Below are 15,807 nucleotides of genomic sequence, written 5' to 3' on the forward strand. Positions count from 1 at the left end.
CCCCCGCCACAGGCGGGGGCGCCGTTTCAGCTTGTGGAAAAAGCGGAAAAGACAGCCCCGTTTTCTTTTGAACGGGGGTCAGCCGGTGATGGTGGTCCCCTGGACCCGCTGGTTGAGCATCTCCAGCAGCAGGGCGTGCTCCACCCGGCCGTCCAGGATGGACACCTCGCCCACCCCGGCGCGGATGGCCTGGATACAGCCCTGCACCTTGGGCACCATGCCTCCGGCAATGAGCCCGGTGTCGATCAGCTCCTCCGCCCGCTTCACATCCATGTGGGGGACGGCAGTCTTGCTGTTGTGGCTGTCGATAAGCACCCCGGCGGTGTCGGTGAGGAAGATCAGCTTGTCCGCCCCCAGAGCCGCCGCCACCGCCCGGGCCGCGTCGTCGGCATTGCAGTTGAAGCCGCCGCCGTCCTCCCCCGCGGCGATGGGGGAGACCACCGGCAGGAAGTCCCCGTCCAGCAGGGTCTGAAGGATACGGGGCTCCACCCGGGTGATGGACCCCACCCGGCCCAGGGCCGGGTCCTTCTCCACAGCGGTGAGCAGGCCGCCGTCCTTGCCGGACAGGCCTACGGCAGACACCTCCAGCTGGCTCAGACGGGAGACGATGGCCTTGTTTACCTGGGCGGAGAGGGCCATTTCCGCCGTCTCCAGCACCGCCTGGTCGGTATAGCGGTAGCCGTTCTCGAAACGGGTGGGCACCTGGAGCTTGTCCAGCAGGGCGGTGATGTGCTTGCCGCCGCCGTGGACCAGCACCACCCGGACGCCCACCATGCGCAGGGCGGCCACGTCCTGGAGGGTGGTGTCGGTGGCCGCCTCCGCCCCCAGGGCGGAGCCGCCGTATTTCACCACAACGGTCCGGCCCTCGTCCCGCTTGAGGATGGGCAGAATGGACAGCAGGGAGCGCACCTTCTCCATGCCGTCCAGGCCATGGCGCACGTCGTACTCCTGAAGAAAGGACTGGACATAGTCCACGTCAGAGGGGGTGTCGATATACTCGGTGCCCCGCTTCTGGCGGGTCTCCGCCCCTTTGCCGGTGATGAGGAGGACGGAGGGCTCCCGGCAGCCCAGCACCGCCTGGCGGATGGCCTCCCCCCGGTTGGGCTCGATGGAGTAGTCGCAGCCCTGGGCCTCCACATAGGAGGCGATCTCCCGGCAGATGGAGAGGGTGTCCTCCTCCCCGGAGTCCTCCTCCGTCAGCACCACCAGGTCGGAGCAGCGGCCGGAGATCTCCCCCAGGTCCCGCCGGCGGTCCAGGGCCTTTTTCCCCGGACAGCCGAACACGGTGACCACCCGGCGGCCGGGGTACTCCGTTTGAACGGAGCGGAACAGGGTCTCGAAGGACATGCGGTTGTGGGCGTAGTCCACGATGGCCACGATGTGGCTGTCCGCATTGGTGTACACCTCCATGCGGCCGGGGACCCGGGCCTTCATCAGCCCCACATAGACGGCCCGCTCCGGGATGTTCAGCCCCTCGCACACCGCGATGGCGGCCAGGGCGTTCTCCACGTTGAACAGGCCGGGCATGGTCAGCCGGAACTCCCGGGAAAAGCGGCGGGAACGCACCCGGAACAGGATGTCGTTGCCCCGCTTGCGTACCTGGGAGGCATAGATGTCCGCCTCCGGGTCCTTCTGGGAGAAGGTGATGACCTGGCGGCTGCCCGCCTGGGCGGCGGCCAGCACCCGGCCGGCGTGTTCGCAGTCCAGATTGACGCACCCCACCTCCGCCTGGGCGAAGATCCGCAGCTTGGAGGAGAAGTAGTCCTCAAAGTCGGGGTGCTCGATGGGGGAGATGTGGTCCAGGCCGATGTTCAGGAAGCAGGCGGCGGCGAAGCGGGTGCACAGGGTGCGGTGGTACTTCAGCGCCTGGCTGGACACCTCCATGGTGAGGTAGGGGATGCCGGCCGCCACCGCGTGGGCAAAGTGCCGCTGGAGATCCAGGGGCTCCGGCGTGGTGAGGTGGGACTCGAAGCGCTCCGAGCCGTCGTAGGTGTCGATGGAGGAGATGATGCCGCTCTCCGGCCCGCCCTGCTCCGCCAGATACTCATCCAGGATATACTTCAGATAATAGGCGGTGGAGGACTTGCCCTTGGTGCCGGTGATGCCGATGACCGACAGGAGCCCGGAGGGATGGCCGTAGTACCGGTCGGCCAGGGGGGCCATCACCTGGCGCATGTCGGACACCAGGATGCAGGGCAGATCCACGGCAGGGTAGGGGGTCTGGCTCACATAGGCCACCGCGCCCCGCTGGGCGGCCTGGGACAGATAGGCCTCCTTGAAGTGGGCGCCCTTGCACAGAAAGAGAGTGCCGGGGACCACCTCCTGGCTGTCGCAGGAGACCAGGGCGACGGACTGGGACAGGTCCAGCCCCTCGGGCAGAGGAGCGGCCAGCTGGGGCTCCAGCAGGGCGCAGTATTCGCCCAGGGTGTGGGGCGTGAGATCCATAGAGCAAACCTCCTGGTGTTGTCATGTGTGGATGGGGGCGCCACCCCCATTTTCAATTTGCGGAGTACGTTCCAACGGCGGGCGTGGGCAGGCACCGCCCCGGAGATGTTTTCTTAGATGGTGCGCAGCTGTTTGCCGCAGCGGACGACGGCCAGCTCGGCCAGCACCTCCATGGCGTCCACGTAGAAGGGGGGCAGGCTGTGGTAGCTGCGGAAGACGGACAGCTCGGTGCAGCCCAGAATGGCGCAGTCACAGCCCATGGAGGCCAGAGCGCGGTCGATCTGGGCAAATTTCTCCCGGCTGCCCCGCTCCCCCCGTTTGATCTCCTCGTAGATGATGGACATGACCAGCCGCTGGACAGCGGGCTCCGGAGGGGCGGCCTCCAGGCCGAAGGCGGCGCACTCCTTCTGATACAGGCCGGTGCGGATGGTGCCGTCGGTGGCAAGGATGGCGGGGCGGCGCTTCCCCTGGGCCACCAAGGTCCGGGCGGTCTCCCGGATCATGTGGAGGATGGGGATGCCGATCTCCTGCTGGATGCGGTCCACGAAGTAGTGGGAGGTGTTGCAGGGGATGGCGATGACGGTGCAGCCGCACTCCTCCAGCAGGCGGGCGTCGGCCAGCAGGCGCTGGTACATAGGCTCGGTGTTCCCGGTGAGGATGGAGGCGGTCCGGTCCGGGACCCCGGTGTCAGACAGGATCAGGGCGGGCAGATGCTCCTGGTCGCAGGAGGCCTCTGTCCGGTCCAGCACGTACTGATAGAACACCTGGGTGGCCTGGGGCCCCATCCCCCCCAGCACGCCCAGCTTGGGCTCCCGGGGCTCTCTGGCGCCCTTGGCGCCGCGGGTCTTGACAGTTGACATGGCTTCCCTCCAGTCTGCTCAGTTCTCCGGGACCTTGTTGTGGCGGTCAAAGCGGACCATGTTGCCGATGTGGGTCTTCCATACCCGCCAGATGCGGGCCGGGGTATAGTCCCGGTGGTACTCCAGGCTGTGGGTGGACGCCCCCGCCCGGATCAGGGCCTTCATCTGGGGGTGATATGCCTTGGGGATGAATTTGAAGGCCACCTTTTTGGGAACCATCCGCCACAGGGCGTGGTTTTTGGTGATGACGAAGGGCAGCTCCCGGTGTTCGATCCGGTCCTCCACCAGCAGCTTGGCGATGTTGTATCCCGCGCCAGTGACGTAGTAATTGCTGCGCCCCTGGCGGCAGTTGATCTCGAAGAGCTTGTACTTGCCGTCCCGGCTGTCGTACTTGATGTCAAAGTTGGAGAAGCCGGTGTAATGCAGCTCCTCCAGCAGCTGTTTGATCTTCAGGGAAAGGGCCTCGTCGTACTCGGTGATGATGACGGCGTGGTTGCCGATGCCGTGGGGGGAGTGCTCCTCCAGCAGCACATGGCCCAGGCACATCAGCTTCACCTGGCCGCTGCGGTCGGAGTAGTTGGTCATCACCCGCATGTAGGTGTCGTCTCCGGGGATGAACTCCTGGATCACCATATGGTCGGGGTAGCCGGAGGCGTACACCAGGTCCAGAGCGTGGAGCAGCTCCTCCCAGGTCTGACAGATGAAGACCTTCTTCACCCCCTCGAATTCGTGCTCCCAGTAGGCCACGCTGTCGGCCGGCTTGGCCACATAGGGGGGGCCGAAGGGCAGGGTGAAGTCGTGGCCCATGGAGCCGTCGTAGATAAAGGTGGCCGGGTGGTCGATGCCGTGCTGGTCGCACAGCTCGTAGAAGTGCTCCTTGTTGATGAGGCGGTCCAGCAGGGCGCCGTCGATGTAGGGGGCCACCACATTTCGGGGAAACTGGTCCTTCAGGTGGGCGCACAGCTGCACATAGCTGTCCCCGCAGCCCAGGACGATGACGGTCTTGTGGGAGAACTCCAGGGCCACCTTCTCTACATTGGAGAGGAAGACGGCGGGGTCCTCGTTGTCGGGGCAGGTGCGGTAGTCGATGATGGAGCTGAAGGCACAGGGGAAGGTGTGGAACTTGCCGAAGGCCACGCTCTTCACCCCATAGGCCTCGTGAAAGGCACGGGCCACACTGTAAACATTGATATCGCCGCCGAAGAGCAGCGGCTGAAAAGACACGGTTCTGGACATAGCAAACACCTTTTTCTTGAAATCGCAGGGAGGATCACCGGTACTGGCGGACACAGCCCCGGGCGTACATGGGGTCCAGGTCGAAGGAGACCACATCTCCGGCGGAGCACTTCAGATCGGTGACATCCACCAGGGTCTCGCTCACGCCCACAGAGCCGATGACCCGGGCCCGCTGGCCGTTCACCCGGACATAAAGCCGCCTGCCCCGCCGCCAGCGGCCCAGGGTGCCCAGCAGGCCGGCGGGACGGGGCCGCTCCCCCCCGAAGCCGTGCCGCTAGCCCACAGGGCCCCCCCCCACCCCGGCGGGCGCGTTCACAACGGCGGCCCTTTCCCCCCCCNGCGGGCAAGATCGCAGTGCATCAGGGCGTAGGACCCCGCGGCGTGGACGGTGCCGGTCTCAAAGCCGGCGGCGTGGATGGCGTCCAGCACCCGCTGGAACTGCTGGAGCTGGTGCTCCGCCTCCTGGCCGGCTGGGGCGGCGTGGATCTGGGTGTAAATGCCGGACAGGGCCACGTTGGGCAGGGAGCGGTAGGCCAGCAGGATCTTCTCCGGCTCCCCCACCAGGAAGCCGCCGAAGCCCATGCCGGTGTCTACCTGGATGTGGGCCTCGGCCACGGTGGAGCGGTTCTCCGCCAGGGCGTTGAGGGCCAGGCCCGTGTCCACGGAGGAGATGGTGCACACCACGTTCAGGTCCACCAGCCGCTCCAGCACCTCCCGGTCAGTGGTGGAGCGGAGCATGAGGATCTCCTCGTCCACAAAGCCGGCCTTCCGCAGCGCCTCGGCCTCCTCCGCCTCGCTGACGGCGAAGCGGCCGATGCCCTCGGCCCGGAGCAGCTCGGCCATCTCGGCGATGCCGGCGCCCCCGGCGTCTCCCGAGAGGACGCCGTAGACGGCGGCCCCTCCGGCACGGCGCTTCACCACCCTGATGTTCTGCTTTACGGCCGCCTTCTCAATGACCAGCACCCGCATGGCACAGCCCCCTTTTTCTCTCTGTTGGGAAGGAGAGAGATACGTCTCCCTCCAGTGTAACCATTTAACGATTCATTCTATCACCCTTTTGAGAGAAACGCAACGGAAAACCGCGAGGGGGCCGCATTTTTCCAGGGAGGGGCGGAGAGCCGCGCCCTGCGGGGACCGGGTGGAAAAGCGGCGAAAAGCAAAAGTCCGGCCTTGTGCTTTTTCGGGAAAAATGGTATGATTATTCGATCGGTGTCTCCATGCAGCAGGAGGGGCCGGACGACCATCAAATCCCCCTCAGGAGGTTGCGATCTATGAGACAGCAGACCACCCGAATTTCCCCGGAGGACATCTCCCGCCAGCTCCAGTACTGCCGGGAGGTCGCGGCCCTCAGCGCCGCCCGGCCCGCCCAGCCCCTGGCCTTTGTGGACACCTACGGCTGCCAGCAGAACGAGGCGGACTCCGAGCGCATCCGGGGCTATCTCCGGGAGATGGGCTACGGCTTCACCCAGGACGAGGAGCAGGCCCAGATCATCGTGCTCAACACCTGCGCCATCCGGGAGCATGCGGAGCAGCGGGTGCTGGGCAACCTGGGCGCCCTGGTCCACGTGAAGCGCCGCCACCCGGAGCAGATCATCTGCGTGTGCGGCTGCATGGCCCAGGAGGCCCATGTGGCGGAGAAGATCAAGCAGTCCTTCCGCCATGTGGACCTGGTGTTCGGGCCCCACGCCCTCTGGCGCTTTCCCGAGTTCATCCACACCCTGCTCACCCAGCGGGGGCGGGTGTTCCAGGTGGCGGAGGAGGCGGGCTCCATCTCCGAGGGCATCCCGGTGGTGCGGCAGGACCGGGTAAAGGCCTGGGTGTCCATCATGTACGGGTGCAACAACTTCTGCTCCTACTGCATCGTGCCCTATGTGCGGGGCCGGGAGCGCTCCCGCAGGCCGGAGGACATCCTGGCCGAGGTGGAGCAGCTGGCGGCGGAGGGGTACCGGGACATCACCCTGCTGGGCCAGAACGTGAACTCCTACGGCAAGGACCTGGAGGAGCCCCTGGACTTCGCAGACCTGCTGGAGCGGGTGAACGCCGTGCCCGGGGACTTCCTGATCCGCTTTATGACCTCCCACCCCAAGGACGCCACCCAGAAGCTGTTCGAGACCATGGCCCGGTGCGGGAAGGTGGCCCCGGTGCTCCACCTGCCCTTCCAGGCGGGCAATGACCGGGTGCTCCGGGCCATGAACCGCCACTATGACCGGGCGCAGTACCTGGCCGAGGTGCGGCGGCTGAAGGAGCTCATCCCGGACATCGTGCTCACCTCCGACGTGATCGTGGGCTTTCCCGGGGAGACCACGGAGGAGTTTGAGGAGACCCTGTCCCTGCTGGAGCAGGTGCGGTTCGATGCCCTGTTCACCTTTATCTTCTCCCCCCGGGTGGGGACCCCCGCCGCCCAGATGGACGACCCCATGCCCCACCAGCAGAAGCAGGCCAACTTCCAGCGCCTGGTGGACCTCCAGAACCAGATCTCCGCGGAGAAGCACGCGGCCTATGTGGGGAAGACCCTGCGCTGCCTGATCGACGGGGACAGCGGGGACGCCCGGTATCCCCTGGCCGCCCGCACGCCGGGCAACCGGCTGGTGCGGCTGGACGGCCCGGCGGAGCTGATCGGCCAGTTCCGGCAGGTGCGGATCACCGACGCCAACACCTGGTCCCTGTTCGGGGAGCTGGCGGAGTGAGGGGGGAGCCCCCGCCCCAAGGGCCCCGCAGGGGGACGGGAGGCGGGGCTACTCCAAGTCCCGGACCCGGCCGCCCAGGGCCAGGCCCATGGACAGCCCGGCCCGGAAGAGGGCCTGCTCCTCCAGGCTGTGCAGCTCCTGCTGCTCCTCCCAGAGGCGGCGGAAGGAGCGGGCGGCGGGGCCCTGCAGCAGGTCCTCCAGCCCCCGCCGGCGGGCGTCCGTCTGGATGGAGAGCCGGCCGTAGCCGGTGGGCTCCTCCTGGAGATAGCGGACGACCAGATGTTCCTGGGCGTATTGATATAAGTGGTCCCAAAAAGAAGTCATAAACAATAGCGCTCCCTTCTGCGGGTTATCGTATTTTGATTATAACATGCCAAAAATGGCATGTCAATACGAGGTGTGTAAATGGCGACGTTTTCAACGCGGCTTCAGGAACTGAAAGAGACCAAGAAACTGTTGCAGAAAGATGCGGCAAAGGCGCTGGATGTGCCCCTCCGCACCTATCAGAGGTATGAACACGGTCAGCAGGAACCCCAACTGTCCACCCTGATCCGGATGGCGGATTTTTACGGGGTCACCCTGGACTACCTGGCGGGACGGAGCGACCAGGGGGGGCCGGAGGAGAGCTGACCCCCGGGAGGCGCGCTGGCGGTTAGTGCGCCTCCTGTCTGTTTCGTTGTACTTTTCCACACTTTCCACAGGATTTTGCACTTTTTACTTTTATTTTACCGAAAGGCGGTGCCGATATGGCTGAGATCACCCCCATGATGCGCCAATACCTGGAGATGAAGGAGCGGTATCCCGACTCCATCCTCTTTTTCCGGCTGGGGGATTTTTATGAGATGTTCAACGAGGACGCCAAGCTGGTCTCCCGGGAGCTGGACCTGACGCTCACCACCCGGGACCGGAACAAGCCCCCGGAGGAGCGCACCCCCATGTGCGGCGTGCCCTACCACTCCTGCGAGAGCTACATCGCCCGCCTCATCGCCAAGGGCTACAAGGTGGCCATCTGCGAGCAGACCGAGGACCCGGCCCAGGCCAAGGGGCTGGTGGACCGGGACATCATCCGCATCATCACCCCCGGCACCCTCATCGACTCCTCCATGCTGGAGGAGGGGAAAAACAACTACATCGGCGGGGTGTACGCCGACTCCCGGGCGCTGGGGCTGTGCCTGTGCGACATCTCCACCGGCGAGTTCTACGTCACCTCCTTTCCGGCGGGGGCGGAGGCCATGGACCACCTGAAAAACGAGCTGGGCCGCTTCTCTCCCCGGGAGGCGGTGCTCTCCGACGGGGCCTGGAGCCTGGAGGGCCTGCCCCAGTTCCTGCGGGAGCGGCTGGACTGCCGCTGTGAGAACGGGGGGGAGGCCCGCTTCCGCTATGAGGCCGCCCTGCCCCTGGTGCAAAAGCAGTTCCGCACCGGGCTGGACAGCCTGCCCCCGGAGGACCAGGCCTGCGTGCAGTGCGCCGGGGGGCTGCTCTCCTACCTGTACGAGACCCAGAAGACCGACCTGAGCCACATCGCCGCCCTCACCTGCTACACCGCGGGCCAGTTCATGGAGCTGGACCTGAACGCCCGGCAGACCCTGGAGCTCACCGAGACCCTGCGGGGCAAGGAGAAGAAGGGCTCCCTGCTGTGGGTGCTGGACAAGACACGCACCGCCATGGGGCGGCGGCTGATCCGGGGATGGATGGAGCGCCCCCTCCTCTCCCCGGTGCAGATCAACCGCCGGCAGCAGGCGGTGAGCGATCTGGTGGAGGACATCATCACCCGGGAGGAGGTAGTGCTCTGCCTGAAGGAGATCACCGACCTGGAGCGCCTGATCGGCAGGGTGGTGTACGGAACCGCCGGGGGCCGGGACCTGGCCGCCCTGTCCGCCGGACTGGGCAGGCTGCCCCGGCTGCGGGAGCTGCTGGAGGGCTGCCCCTCCGCCCTGATCCAGTCCCTGCGCCGGGAGATGGACGACCTGCCCCAGCTGCGGGCGCTGCTCAGCTCCGCCCTGGTGGACGAGCCCCCCTTCTCCGTGCGGGAGGGCAAGTTCATCCGTCCGGGGTACAGCGAGGAGGTGGACCGCCTGCGCAACGTGATCGACCACGGGGCAGAGATGCTGGCCGACCTGGAGACCCGGACCAAGGAGCAGACCGGCATCAAGAACATGAAGGTGAGCTACAACAAGGTGTTCGGCTACTACATCGAGGTGGCCAAGTCCCAGACCGGGCTGGTGCCCCCCGACTGGGCCCGGAAGCAGACCACCGTCAACGCCGAGCGGTACATCAGCCAGGAGCTGAAGGACCTGGAGCACACCATCCTCTCCGCCCAGGACAAGGTGGTGGCCCTGGAGTACCAGCTCTTCTGCCAGCTGAAGGAGCAGACCTGCGCCCACGTGGCCCAGATCCAGAAGGCTGCCGCCGCCGTGGCCCAGGTGGATGTGCTCACCTCCTTCGCGGTGGTGGCCGCCGTCAACGGCTACTGCATGCCCCAGGTGGACGGCTCCGACTCCCTGAGCATCTCCGAGGGGCGCCACCCGGTGGTGGAGAAGGTGCTCCCCGCCGGCACCCCCTTTGTCCCCAACGACACCCACATGGACAGCGGAGAGGACCTGTGCGCCATCATCACCGGCCCCAACATGGCGGGCAAGTCCACCTACATGCGCCAGGTGGCCCTCATCGTCCTCATGGCCCAGATGGGCTCCTTCGTCCCCGCCCGCTCCGCCCGCATCGGCGTGGTGGACCGGGTGTTCACCCGCATCGGGGCCAGCGACGACCTCTCCTCCGGACAGTCCACCTTCATGGTGGAGATGAACGAGGTGGCCGGACTGCTGAAGAACGCCACCGCCCGCTCCCTGCTCATCCTGGACGAGATCGGCCGGGGGACCTCCACCTATGACGGCATGGCCATCGCCCGGGCGGTGCTGGAGTACTGCGCCGACCGGAAACGGCTGGGGGCCAAGACCCTGTTCGCCACCCACTACCACGAGCTCACCGCCCTGGAGGGGGAGATCCCCGGGGTGAAGAACTACAACATCGCCGCCAAGAAGCGGGGGAACGACCTGATCTTCCTGCGGAAGATCGTCCGGGGGGGCGCGGACCAGAGCTACGGCATCGAGGTGGCCAAGCTGGCCGGGGTGCCCGACCGGGTCATTCGGCGGGCCCGGACCATCCTGGAGGAGCTGGAGTCGGGGAGCGGCGTCCTCCCCGCAGGGGGACCGGCCCTTCCGGCGGACGGGGAGCAGGTCTCCCTGATGGACCTGGGCAGCCAGACGGTGCTGAAAAAGCTCCGGATGACCGATGTGAACATCCTGTCCCCCATCGAGGCCCTCAACCTGCTGGCGGAGCTGAAGCAGGACCTGCAGGAGAGCTGAGGCGGGGCGGAGAGGCCCGGATGAAAGAGGAGGTGAGCGGCATGGGGCGTCCAAATTCTCGGGCGGAGCTGTGCGCCTGGGTGCTGGGACTGATGGGGGCGTTTTTCCTCCTGTTCGGCGGGGCCGTCCTGCTGTGGGACATCCCGGTGAGGGGCGCGGGGCCCGACTGGGCCTTCCTGCCCATAGGGGCCGCCCTGCTGGCGGCGGGGGGCGGGTGCGCCCTGGCCTGCCTGGCCCNGCCGGGACTATACCGTGTCCACCGGCCTGCTGTGGGGGGAGCCCCAGGAGGGGGCGGAGGTCCTCGTTTGGCTGGACCCGGACCGGCCGGGGCGGGCCTTTGTGGACCCGGATTCTGTCCGGCTGGACCTTATGGGATAAGGGGCGGGGGAGGCCCGGCCCCGTCCCGGGATCTGTATTCTGACTATTATGACCAAAAACGGCCCGCAGGAGCGGAGCTTTGAATTTCTGGAGGTGCTCTATGCCTGAGATCCAAGTGTTAGATCCCCACGTTGCCGACCTGATCGCCGCCGGCGAGGTGGTGGAGCGGCCGGCCAGCGTGGCCAAGGAGCTGATGGAAAACGCCATCGACGCGGGGGCGAGATCGGTGACCGTGGAGATCGCCCACGGCGGCCTCACTTTCCTCCGGGTCACCGATGACGGCTGCGGCATCCCGGCCCCCCAGATGAAGACCGCCTTCCTCCGCCACGCCACCAGCAAGCTGCGCACGGAGTATGACCTGGAGGCCATCGGCACCCTGGGGTTCCGGGGGGAGGCACTGGCCGCCATTTCCGCCGTCTCCCGCATCGACGTGATGAGCCGCATCCAGGATGCCCCGCTGGGGGCCTCCCTGTCCCTGGAGGGGGGCGTGGCCGGGCCGGTGGAGCAGGCGGGCTGCCCCCTGGGCACCACCATGGTGGTGCGGGACCTGTTCTACAACACCCCCGCCCGGCTGAAGTTCATGAAAAAGGACGCCGCCGAGGGGGCCGCCGTCTTCGGCGTGGTCCAGCGGGTGGCCCTGTCCCACCCGGAGGTGGCGGTGAAATTCCTCCGGGACGGAAAGCAGGAGCTGGCCACCCCCGGGGACGGACAGCTGCGCTCCGCCGTCTACGCGGTGCTGGGCCGGGATCTGGCCCTGGGCTTCACCCAGGTGGACAGCTCGGACGAGGGCATGTCCGTGTCCGGCTTCGTCTCCCAGCCCTCCTGCTGCCGGGCCAGCCGGAACTGGCAGTTCTTCTTCGTCAATGGGCGGCAGGTGAAGTCCCGGCTGATGATGGCCGCCCTGGAGGAGGCCTACCAGAACCAGAAGATGGTGGGCAAATTTCCCGGCTGTGTCCTCCATCTGACCACCAGGCTCAGCGCGGTGGACGTGAATGTGCACCCGGCCAAGACGGAGGTGAAGTTCGGCAGCGAGCGGGGGGTGTTCAGCGCGGTGTACCACGCGGTCCTCTCCGCCCTGGAGCGGGACCATGTCCGCCCCGCCGTGGCGCTGGAGAAGCCCCGGGCCCACGACACCGTGACCCCCAACCAGACCAGGCTGTCCGCCGGGGAGCTGCCCCTCCACGACGTGACCTACAGCCGTCGGGAGGTGCCCGGCCTGTCCCGGATGCCCTCCGCCGCCTCTTTCCTCTCGCCCCAGCAGCGGGAGCGCACACCCCAGCCCGCCCCGGCGGAGCCTCCCCGCCCCAGGGGCCCGATCTCTGGAGAAATGACCGCCCCCGGGGAGCGGAAGACCGGGGAGGCCCCGGCCCCCGCCTGCCCCGGTGAAGCCCAGGGCGGGATGACCTGCCACGACCGGATGGCGCCGGAGGACTTCGACCTCCTGGCCGGGACCCGGACGGAGCGCCCCGCCCCCGCGCCGGCGGAGACGCCCGCATCAGACCCGGGCCCGGCTCCGGCCCTGGAGGAGGGGCCCGCGCCCCAGATCTCCGCCCCGGCGGAGCCTGAGCCTGAGGGAGAGGCAGCCCCCTGGCGCATCGCCGGGGAGGTGCTGAACACCTACATCATCGTGGAACAGGGGGACACCATCCTGTTTATCGACAAGCACGCCGCCCACGAGCGGATGAACTTCGACCGCATGAAGGCGGAGGGCTACACCCCCATGGTGCAGACCCTGCTCACCCCGGTCACCCTCCACCCCCCGGCGGAGGAGGGGGCCGCCCTGCTGGCCAACCTGCCGCTGCTGGAGGAGTTCGGCTTCTACGCTGAGGACTTCGGCGGGGGGGCGCTGGTGGTGCGGCAGGCCCCCTTTGACGTGGACCCGGGGGACATCGAGGACACCCTGCTGGAGATCGGGGGCAGGCTGCTCACCACCGGGCGGGCGGACCCCTCCGCCGCCCGGGACGAGCTGCTCCACACCATGGCCTGCAAGGCGGCCATCAAGGGGGGCTGGCGCACCAGTCCCCAGGAGCTGGAGAAGGTGGCGGGAGCCGTCATGCGGGGAGAGGTCAAATACTGCCCCCACGGCCGGCCGGTGGCCATCGAGCTGACCCGAAAGGACCTGGAGAAGCAGTTCCGGCGGGCATGAGACCCGGCGGGAGCGGGAAAGGAGCGGACTTATGAGCTGGAACGAGATGCTTTACGCCTATCAAAAGGAGAAGGGGGGCGTATTTATGGGCAGCCGGGCAGCAGACTGGGACGGGGAGCTGGTGCTGAGCTACCGGGACGAACCGCTCATCATCCGGACGGTGGGGGAGAGCAATGGCCGGTACACTACGACCTCCATCCGCGTCCGGCTGGCGATCCATTTGGAGCGGGACTATGAGCTGCGCATCCGCCCCAAAAGTGCCATGTCCACCGGCCTCAACACGGTGCTGGGCGTCCTGGACCGGGGACTGGAGAAGCTGCCCTCCGGACCGGACCTCCACGAGGACTATGGCTGCCCGGAGGTGACCCGGGGCCGGACCATCACCACCACGGACCGGTCCTTTACCAAGCTGGTGCTGCGGGACCTGGAACTGCGCAATGCCCTGCTTGCCTCCCCCAAGGACGGCCTGCTCATCCTGCCCGGGCCGGGGCGGGAGGGGCTACACCTGGTAGAGAGTTACTCCTATCCGGACTCCATGTACACAGATTGGTACTCGGAGCCGATGAATACCGGGCCGGACTGGACGGATACAGAGGAGGAGCGCGCCGAGAAGGAAGAGAAGCTGGCGGAGCTGGCCCAGGATACCTTCTTTCCCCGGCTGGAAAAGGTGATCGGCCTGACCAAGGCCGCCCGGGGGGCGGCCCTGACCTGGAGGATGGGGACGCCGGGATGATTCGAAGGAGCGGCTGTGGTGAGCTGCGGCCGGGCGGGGCTTGACTGCCGGAGGGAAAAGTTTTCGTTGACAAACAGGATAGAGCCGCTATAATAGGCCATACAAGTGTCTTGACACCTGTATGGCCTTTTTGCCGGCAGGTGCGGGACTATCACGAAAAAAGGTGAGAGAAATGGAAAAGCTCCGCGCGTTTTTAAAGCGCAAAAACATTGAGATCTCGGCCAAGCGGTACGGCATCGACGCCCTGGGGGCCATGGCCCAGGGCCTGTTCTGCTCCCTGCTCATCGGCACCATCGTCAAGACGCTGGGCCAGCAGCTGGGGATGGAGTTCCTCATCGAAGTGGGGGGATACGCCTCGGCCATGAGCGGGGCGGCTATGGCGGTGGCCATCGGCTACGCCCTGAAGGCCCCCCCGCTGGTCCTCTTTTCCCTGGTCACGGTGGGCTATGCGGCCAATGCCCTGGGCAGCGTCACCCTGTCCGGGGGCAGCGGCGCCGGAGGCCCTCTGGCGGTGCTGTTTATCGCGGTCATCGCCGCGGAGCTGGGCAAGGCGGTGTCTAAGGAGACCAAGATCGACATCCTGGTCACCCCTCTGGTGACCATCCTGGCGGGGGGGGCCCTGTCGGCCTGGTGGGCCCCGGCCATCGGCACGGCGGCCTCCGCGGTGGGGGACTTCGTCAAGTGGGCCACTGTGCTCCAGCCCTTCTGGATGGGCATCCTGGTGTCGGTGGTCATCGGCGTGGCCCTGACCCTGCCCATCTCCTCTGCCGCCATCTGCGCCGCCATCGGGCTGACCGGCCTGGCCGGCGGGGCCGCAGTGGCGGGGTGCTGCGCCAACATGGTGGGCTTCGCCGTCCTGTCCTTCCGGGAGAACCGCTGGAGCGGCCTGATCTCCCAGGGGCTGGGCACCTCCATGCTCCAGATGGGCAACATCGTCCGCAATCCCCGGATCTGGCTCCCCGCCATCCTCGCCTCCGCGGTCACCGGCCCCCTGGCCACCTGTGTGTTCCAGTTTGAGATGAATGACCCCGCCGGGGGTGTGGCGGCTGGAATGGGGACCTGCGGTATGGTGGGCCCCATCGGGGTCTATGCCGGCTGGGTGAACGATGTGGCCACGGGGGCCAAGGCTGCCATCACCGGCATGGACTGGCTGGCCATGGCGCTGATCTGCTTTGTACTGCCCGCCGTCCTCGCTTGGCTGTTCGGGCTGTTTTTCCGTCGGATCGGCTGGATCCGGGAGGGGGACCTGACCCTGGAGTGAGCCGGGGGAGATTTGCAGGACCGTTTGGGCGGCCGGCACGCTTGCGTGCCGGCCGCCTGTCCGTCCCTGGCGACCGCCTGCTCCGCAGGTCCCTGGCCAGTTTCCTGGTGATGGGCCGGGTGTGCTGCTGGCGGCAGGATTGGCAGGGCCTGTCCCTGATGGCGGGATAGACACCCTCTTGACAGCCTTTTCTGTATCTGATAAAGTTACAGAAAACAGCTCCCTGGGAGGAGAACCGTTATGAACAGCGATTTCTGCGTGGCGGTCCACGCTCTGGTCTATCTCAACCGAAGAGGGTGCGTCCTGTCCAGCGAGGAGCTGGCCCGGAACATCTGCACTAACCCCGCCCGGGTGCGGAAGGTGCTCGCCCGTATGAAAAAGGACGGCCTGGTGGAGACCAAGGAGGGCAGCTCCGGCGGAGGCTACCGCTTTGCCAAGGGGGCGGGGGAGGTGTCCCTGGCCCAGGTGGCCCGGGCGCTGGAGGTGCGCTTCGTCTCCACCTCCTGGCACAGCGGCAGCCAGGAGGTGAAGTGTCTGGTGGCCACCGGCATGGCTCAGGTGATGGATGCCCTTTTTGATGACCTGGACGGCCGGTGCATGGCCCGGCTGGAGGAGATCACAGTGGAACAGGTGGACCGGAAGCTCTCCGGCGGACCCTGCCCCGGCGGCGGATGATCCCGCCGCAGAGAACAGTGCAAA

At 66.8% G+C, this 15,807-nt stretch carries 15 protein-coding genes; 9 read left to right on the forward strand and 6 right to left on the reverse strand.

The features are described from left to right. Positions 1-78: 78 nt before the first annotated feature. From argB to BN1969_RS03985, 5 genes are all read right to left on the reverse strand, one after another. Entirely contained in the window at positions 79-2,445 is a 2,367-nt protein-coding gene (gene argB / locus BN1969_RS16950) for an acetylglutamate kinase (protein WP_077138690.1), read from the reverse strand. 113 nt (positions 2,446-2,558) lie between these two features. Next, complete coding sequence (cuyB, locus tag BN1969_RS03975) at positions 2,559-3,305, reverse strand: cysteate racemase (protein WP_050623118.1); 747 nt, start codon at positions 3,303-3,305, stop codon at positions 2,559-2,561. Positions 3,306-3,323: 18 nt separating this feature from the next. After that, positions 3,324-4,541 (reverse strand): carboxylate--amine ligase, encoded by a 1,218-nt coding sequence (locus BN1969_RS03980; RefSeq protein ID WP_050623119.1) that lies wholly within the window; start codon positions 4,539-4,541, stop codon positions 3,324-3,326. Positions 4,542-4,575: 34 nt separating this feature from the next. Beyond that, on the reverse strand, positions 4,576-4,725 hold the full coding sequence (locus tag BN1969_RS18450; RefSeq protein WP_242850274.1) for a hypothetical protein: 150 nt from the start codon (positions 4,723-4,725) through the stop codon (positions 4,576-4,578). A 128-nt stretch (positions 4,726-4,853) separates the two neighbouring features. Beyond that, a complete protein-coding gene (locus tag BN1969_RS03985) occupies positions 4,854-5,510 on the reverse strand; it encodes an alanine racemase (protein ID WP_242850275.1) in 657 nt (218 codons plus the stop codon). 302 nt (positions 5,511-5,812) lie between these two features. On the opposite strand from BN1969_RS03985, the gene miaB reads away from it, so the two are divergent. Next, on the forward strand, positions 5,813-7,228 hold the full coding sequence (miaB, locus tag BN1969_RS03990) for a tRNA (N6-isopentenyl adenosine(37)-C2)-methylthiotransferase MiaB (RefSeq protein ID WP_050623120.1): 1,416 nt from the start codon (positions 5,813-5,815) through the stop codon (positions 7,226-7,228). Between the two features lie 48 nt (positions 7,229-7,276). On the opposite strand, the gene BN1969_RS03995 is transcribed toward miaB, so the two are convergent. Then, complete coding sequence (locus BN1969_RS03995) at positions 7,277-7,552, reverse strand: hypothetical protein (protein WP_147576988.1); 276 nt, start codon at positions 7,550-7,552, stop codon at positions 7,277-7,279. 81 nt (positions 7,553-7,633) lie between these two features. Here BN1969_RS03995 and BN1969_RS04000 point away from each other — a divergent pair, with 81 nt between their 5' ends. The 8 genes from BN1969_RS04000 to BN1969_RS04030 all read left to right on the forward strand — a co-directional run bounded on the left by BN1969_RS04000 (position 7,634) and on the right by BN1969_RS04030 (position 15,783). Further along, positions 7,634-7,858, forward strand: a complete 225-nt coding sequence (locus tag BN1969_RS04000; RefSeq protein WP_050623122.1) for a helix-turn-helix domain-containing protein — start codon at positions 7,634-7,636, stop codon at positions 7,856-7,858. Positions 7,859-7,974: 116 nt separating this feature from the next. Then, positions 7,975-10,590 carry a DNA mismatch repair protein MutS gene (gene mutS, locus BN1969_RS04005; protein WP_050623123.1) on the forward strand — a complete coding sequence of 872 codons (2,616 nt, stop codon included), beginning with the start codon at positions 7,975-7,977 and terminating at the stop codon, positions 10,588-10,590. A 252-nt stretch (positions 10,591-10,842) separates the two neighbouring features. Continuing rightward, the gene (locus tag BN1969_RS18825; protein WP_272867219.1) at positions 10,843-10,968 is read left to right on the forward strand and encodes a hypothetical protein; all 126 of its coding nucleotides are present in this window, start codon (positions 10,843-10,845) and stop codon (positions 10,966-10,968) included. A 100-nt stretch (positions 10,969-11,068) separates the two neighbouring features. Then, the gene (mutL, locus tag BN1969_RS04015; protein ID WP_050623125.1) at positions 11,069-13,114 is read left to right on the forward strand and encodes a DNA mismatch repair endonuclease MutL; all 2,046 of its coding nucleotides are present in this window, start codon (positions 11,069-11,071) and stop codon (positions 13,112-13,114) included. A 31-nt stretch (positions 13,115-13,145) separates the two neighbouring features. After that, a complete protein-coding gene (locus BN1969_RS17810; RefSeq protein WP_050623126.1) occupies positions 13,146-13,847 on the forward strand; it encodes a hypothetical protein in 702 nt (233 codons plus the stop codon). 172 nt (positions 13,848-14,019) lie between these two features. Beyond that, complete coding sequence (locus BN1969_RS04025) at positions 14,020-15,108, forward strand: PTS sugar transporter subunit IIC (RefSeq protein ID WP_050623127.1); 1,089 nt, start codon at positions 14,020-14,022, stop codon at positions 15,106-15,108. A gap of 41 nt (positions 15,109-15,149) precedes the next feature. After that, positions 15,150-15,278, forward strand: a complete 129-nt coding sequence (locus BN1969_RS18830; protein ID WP_272867220.1) for a hypothetical protein — start codon at positions 15,150-15,152, stop codon at positions 15,276-15,278. Between the two features lie 70 nt (positions 15,279-15,348). Then, entirely contained in the window at positions 15,349-15,783 is a 435-nt protein-coding gene (locus BN1969_RS04030; RefSeq protein WP_050623128.1) for an RrF2 family transcriptional regulator, read from the forward strand. Positions 15,784-15,807 lie beyond the last annotated feature (24 nt).

The organism is Clostridium phoceensis, assembly GCF_001244495.1.
GTDB classification, from domain to species: Bacteria; Bacillota; Clostridia; order Oscillospirales; family Oscillospiraceae; genus Lawsonibacter; species Lawsonibacter asaccharolyticus.

What these genes read in the sequence shown, in the direction of transcription:
- miaB (WP_050623120.1), top strand. Translation starts at nt 5,813, where the DNA reads ATGAGACAGCAGACCACCCGAATTTCCCCGGAGGACATCTCCCGCCAG.
- mutS (WP_050623123.1), top strand. Translation starts at nt 7,975, where the DNA reads ATGGCTGAGATCACCCCCATGATGCGCCAATACCTGGAGATGAAGGAG.
- mutL (WP_050623125.1), top strand. Translation starts at nt 11,069, where the DNA reads ATGCCTGAGATCCAAGTGTTAGATCCCCACGTTGCCGACCTGATCGCC.
- BN1969_RS04030 (WP_050623128.1), top strand. Translation starts at nt 15,349, where the DNA reads ATGAACAGCGATTTCTGCGTGGCGGTCCACGCTCTGGTCTATCTCAAC.
- BN1969_RS04025 (WP_050623127.1), top strand. Translation starts at nt 14,020, where the DNA reads ATGGAAAAGCTCCGCGCGTTTTTAAAGCGCAAAAACATTGAGATCTCG.
- BN1969_RS03995 (WP_147576988.1), bottom strand. Translation starts at nt 7,552, where the DNA reads ATGACTTCTTTTTGGGACCACTTATATCAATACGCCCAGGAACATCTG.
- BN1969_RS04000 (WP_050623122.1), top strand. Translation starts at nt 7,634, where the DNA reads ATGGCGACGTTTTCAACGCGGCTTCAGGAACTGAAAGAGACCAAGAAA.
- cuyB (WP_050623118.1), bottom strand. Translation starts at nt 3,305, where the DNA reads ATGTCAACTGTCAAGACCCGCGGCGCCAAGGGCGCCAGAGAGCCCCGG.
- BN1969_RS17810 (WP_050623126.1), top strand. Translation starts at nt 13,146, where the DNA reads ATGAGCTGGAACGAGATGCTTTACGCCTATCAAAAGGAGAAGGGGGGC.
- argB (WP_077138690.1), bottom strand. Translation starts at nt 2,445, where the DNA reads ATGGATCTCACGCCCCACACCCTGGGCGAATACTGCGCCCTGCTGGAG.
- BN1969_RS03980 (WP_050623119.1), bottom strand. Translation starts at nt 4,541, where the DNA reads ATGTCCAGAACCGTGTCTTTTCAGCCGCTGCTCTTCGGCGGCGATATC.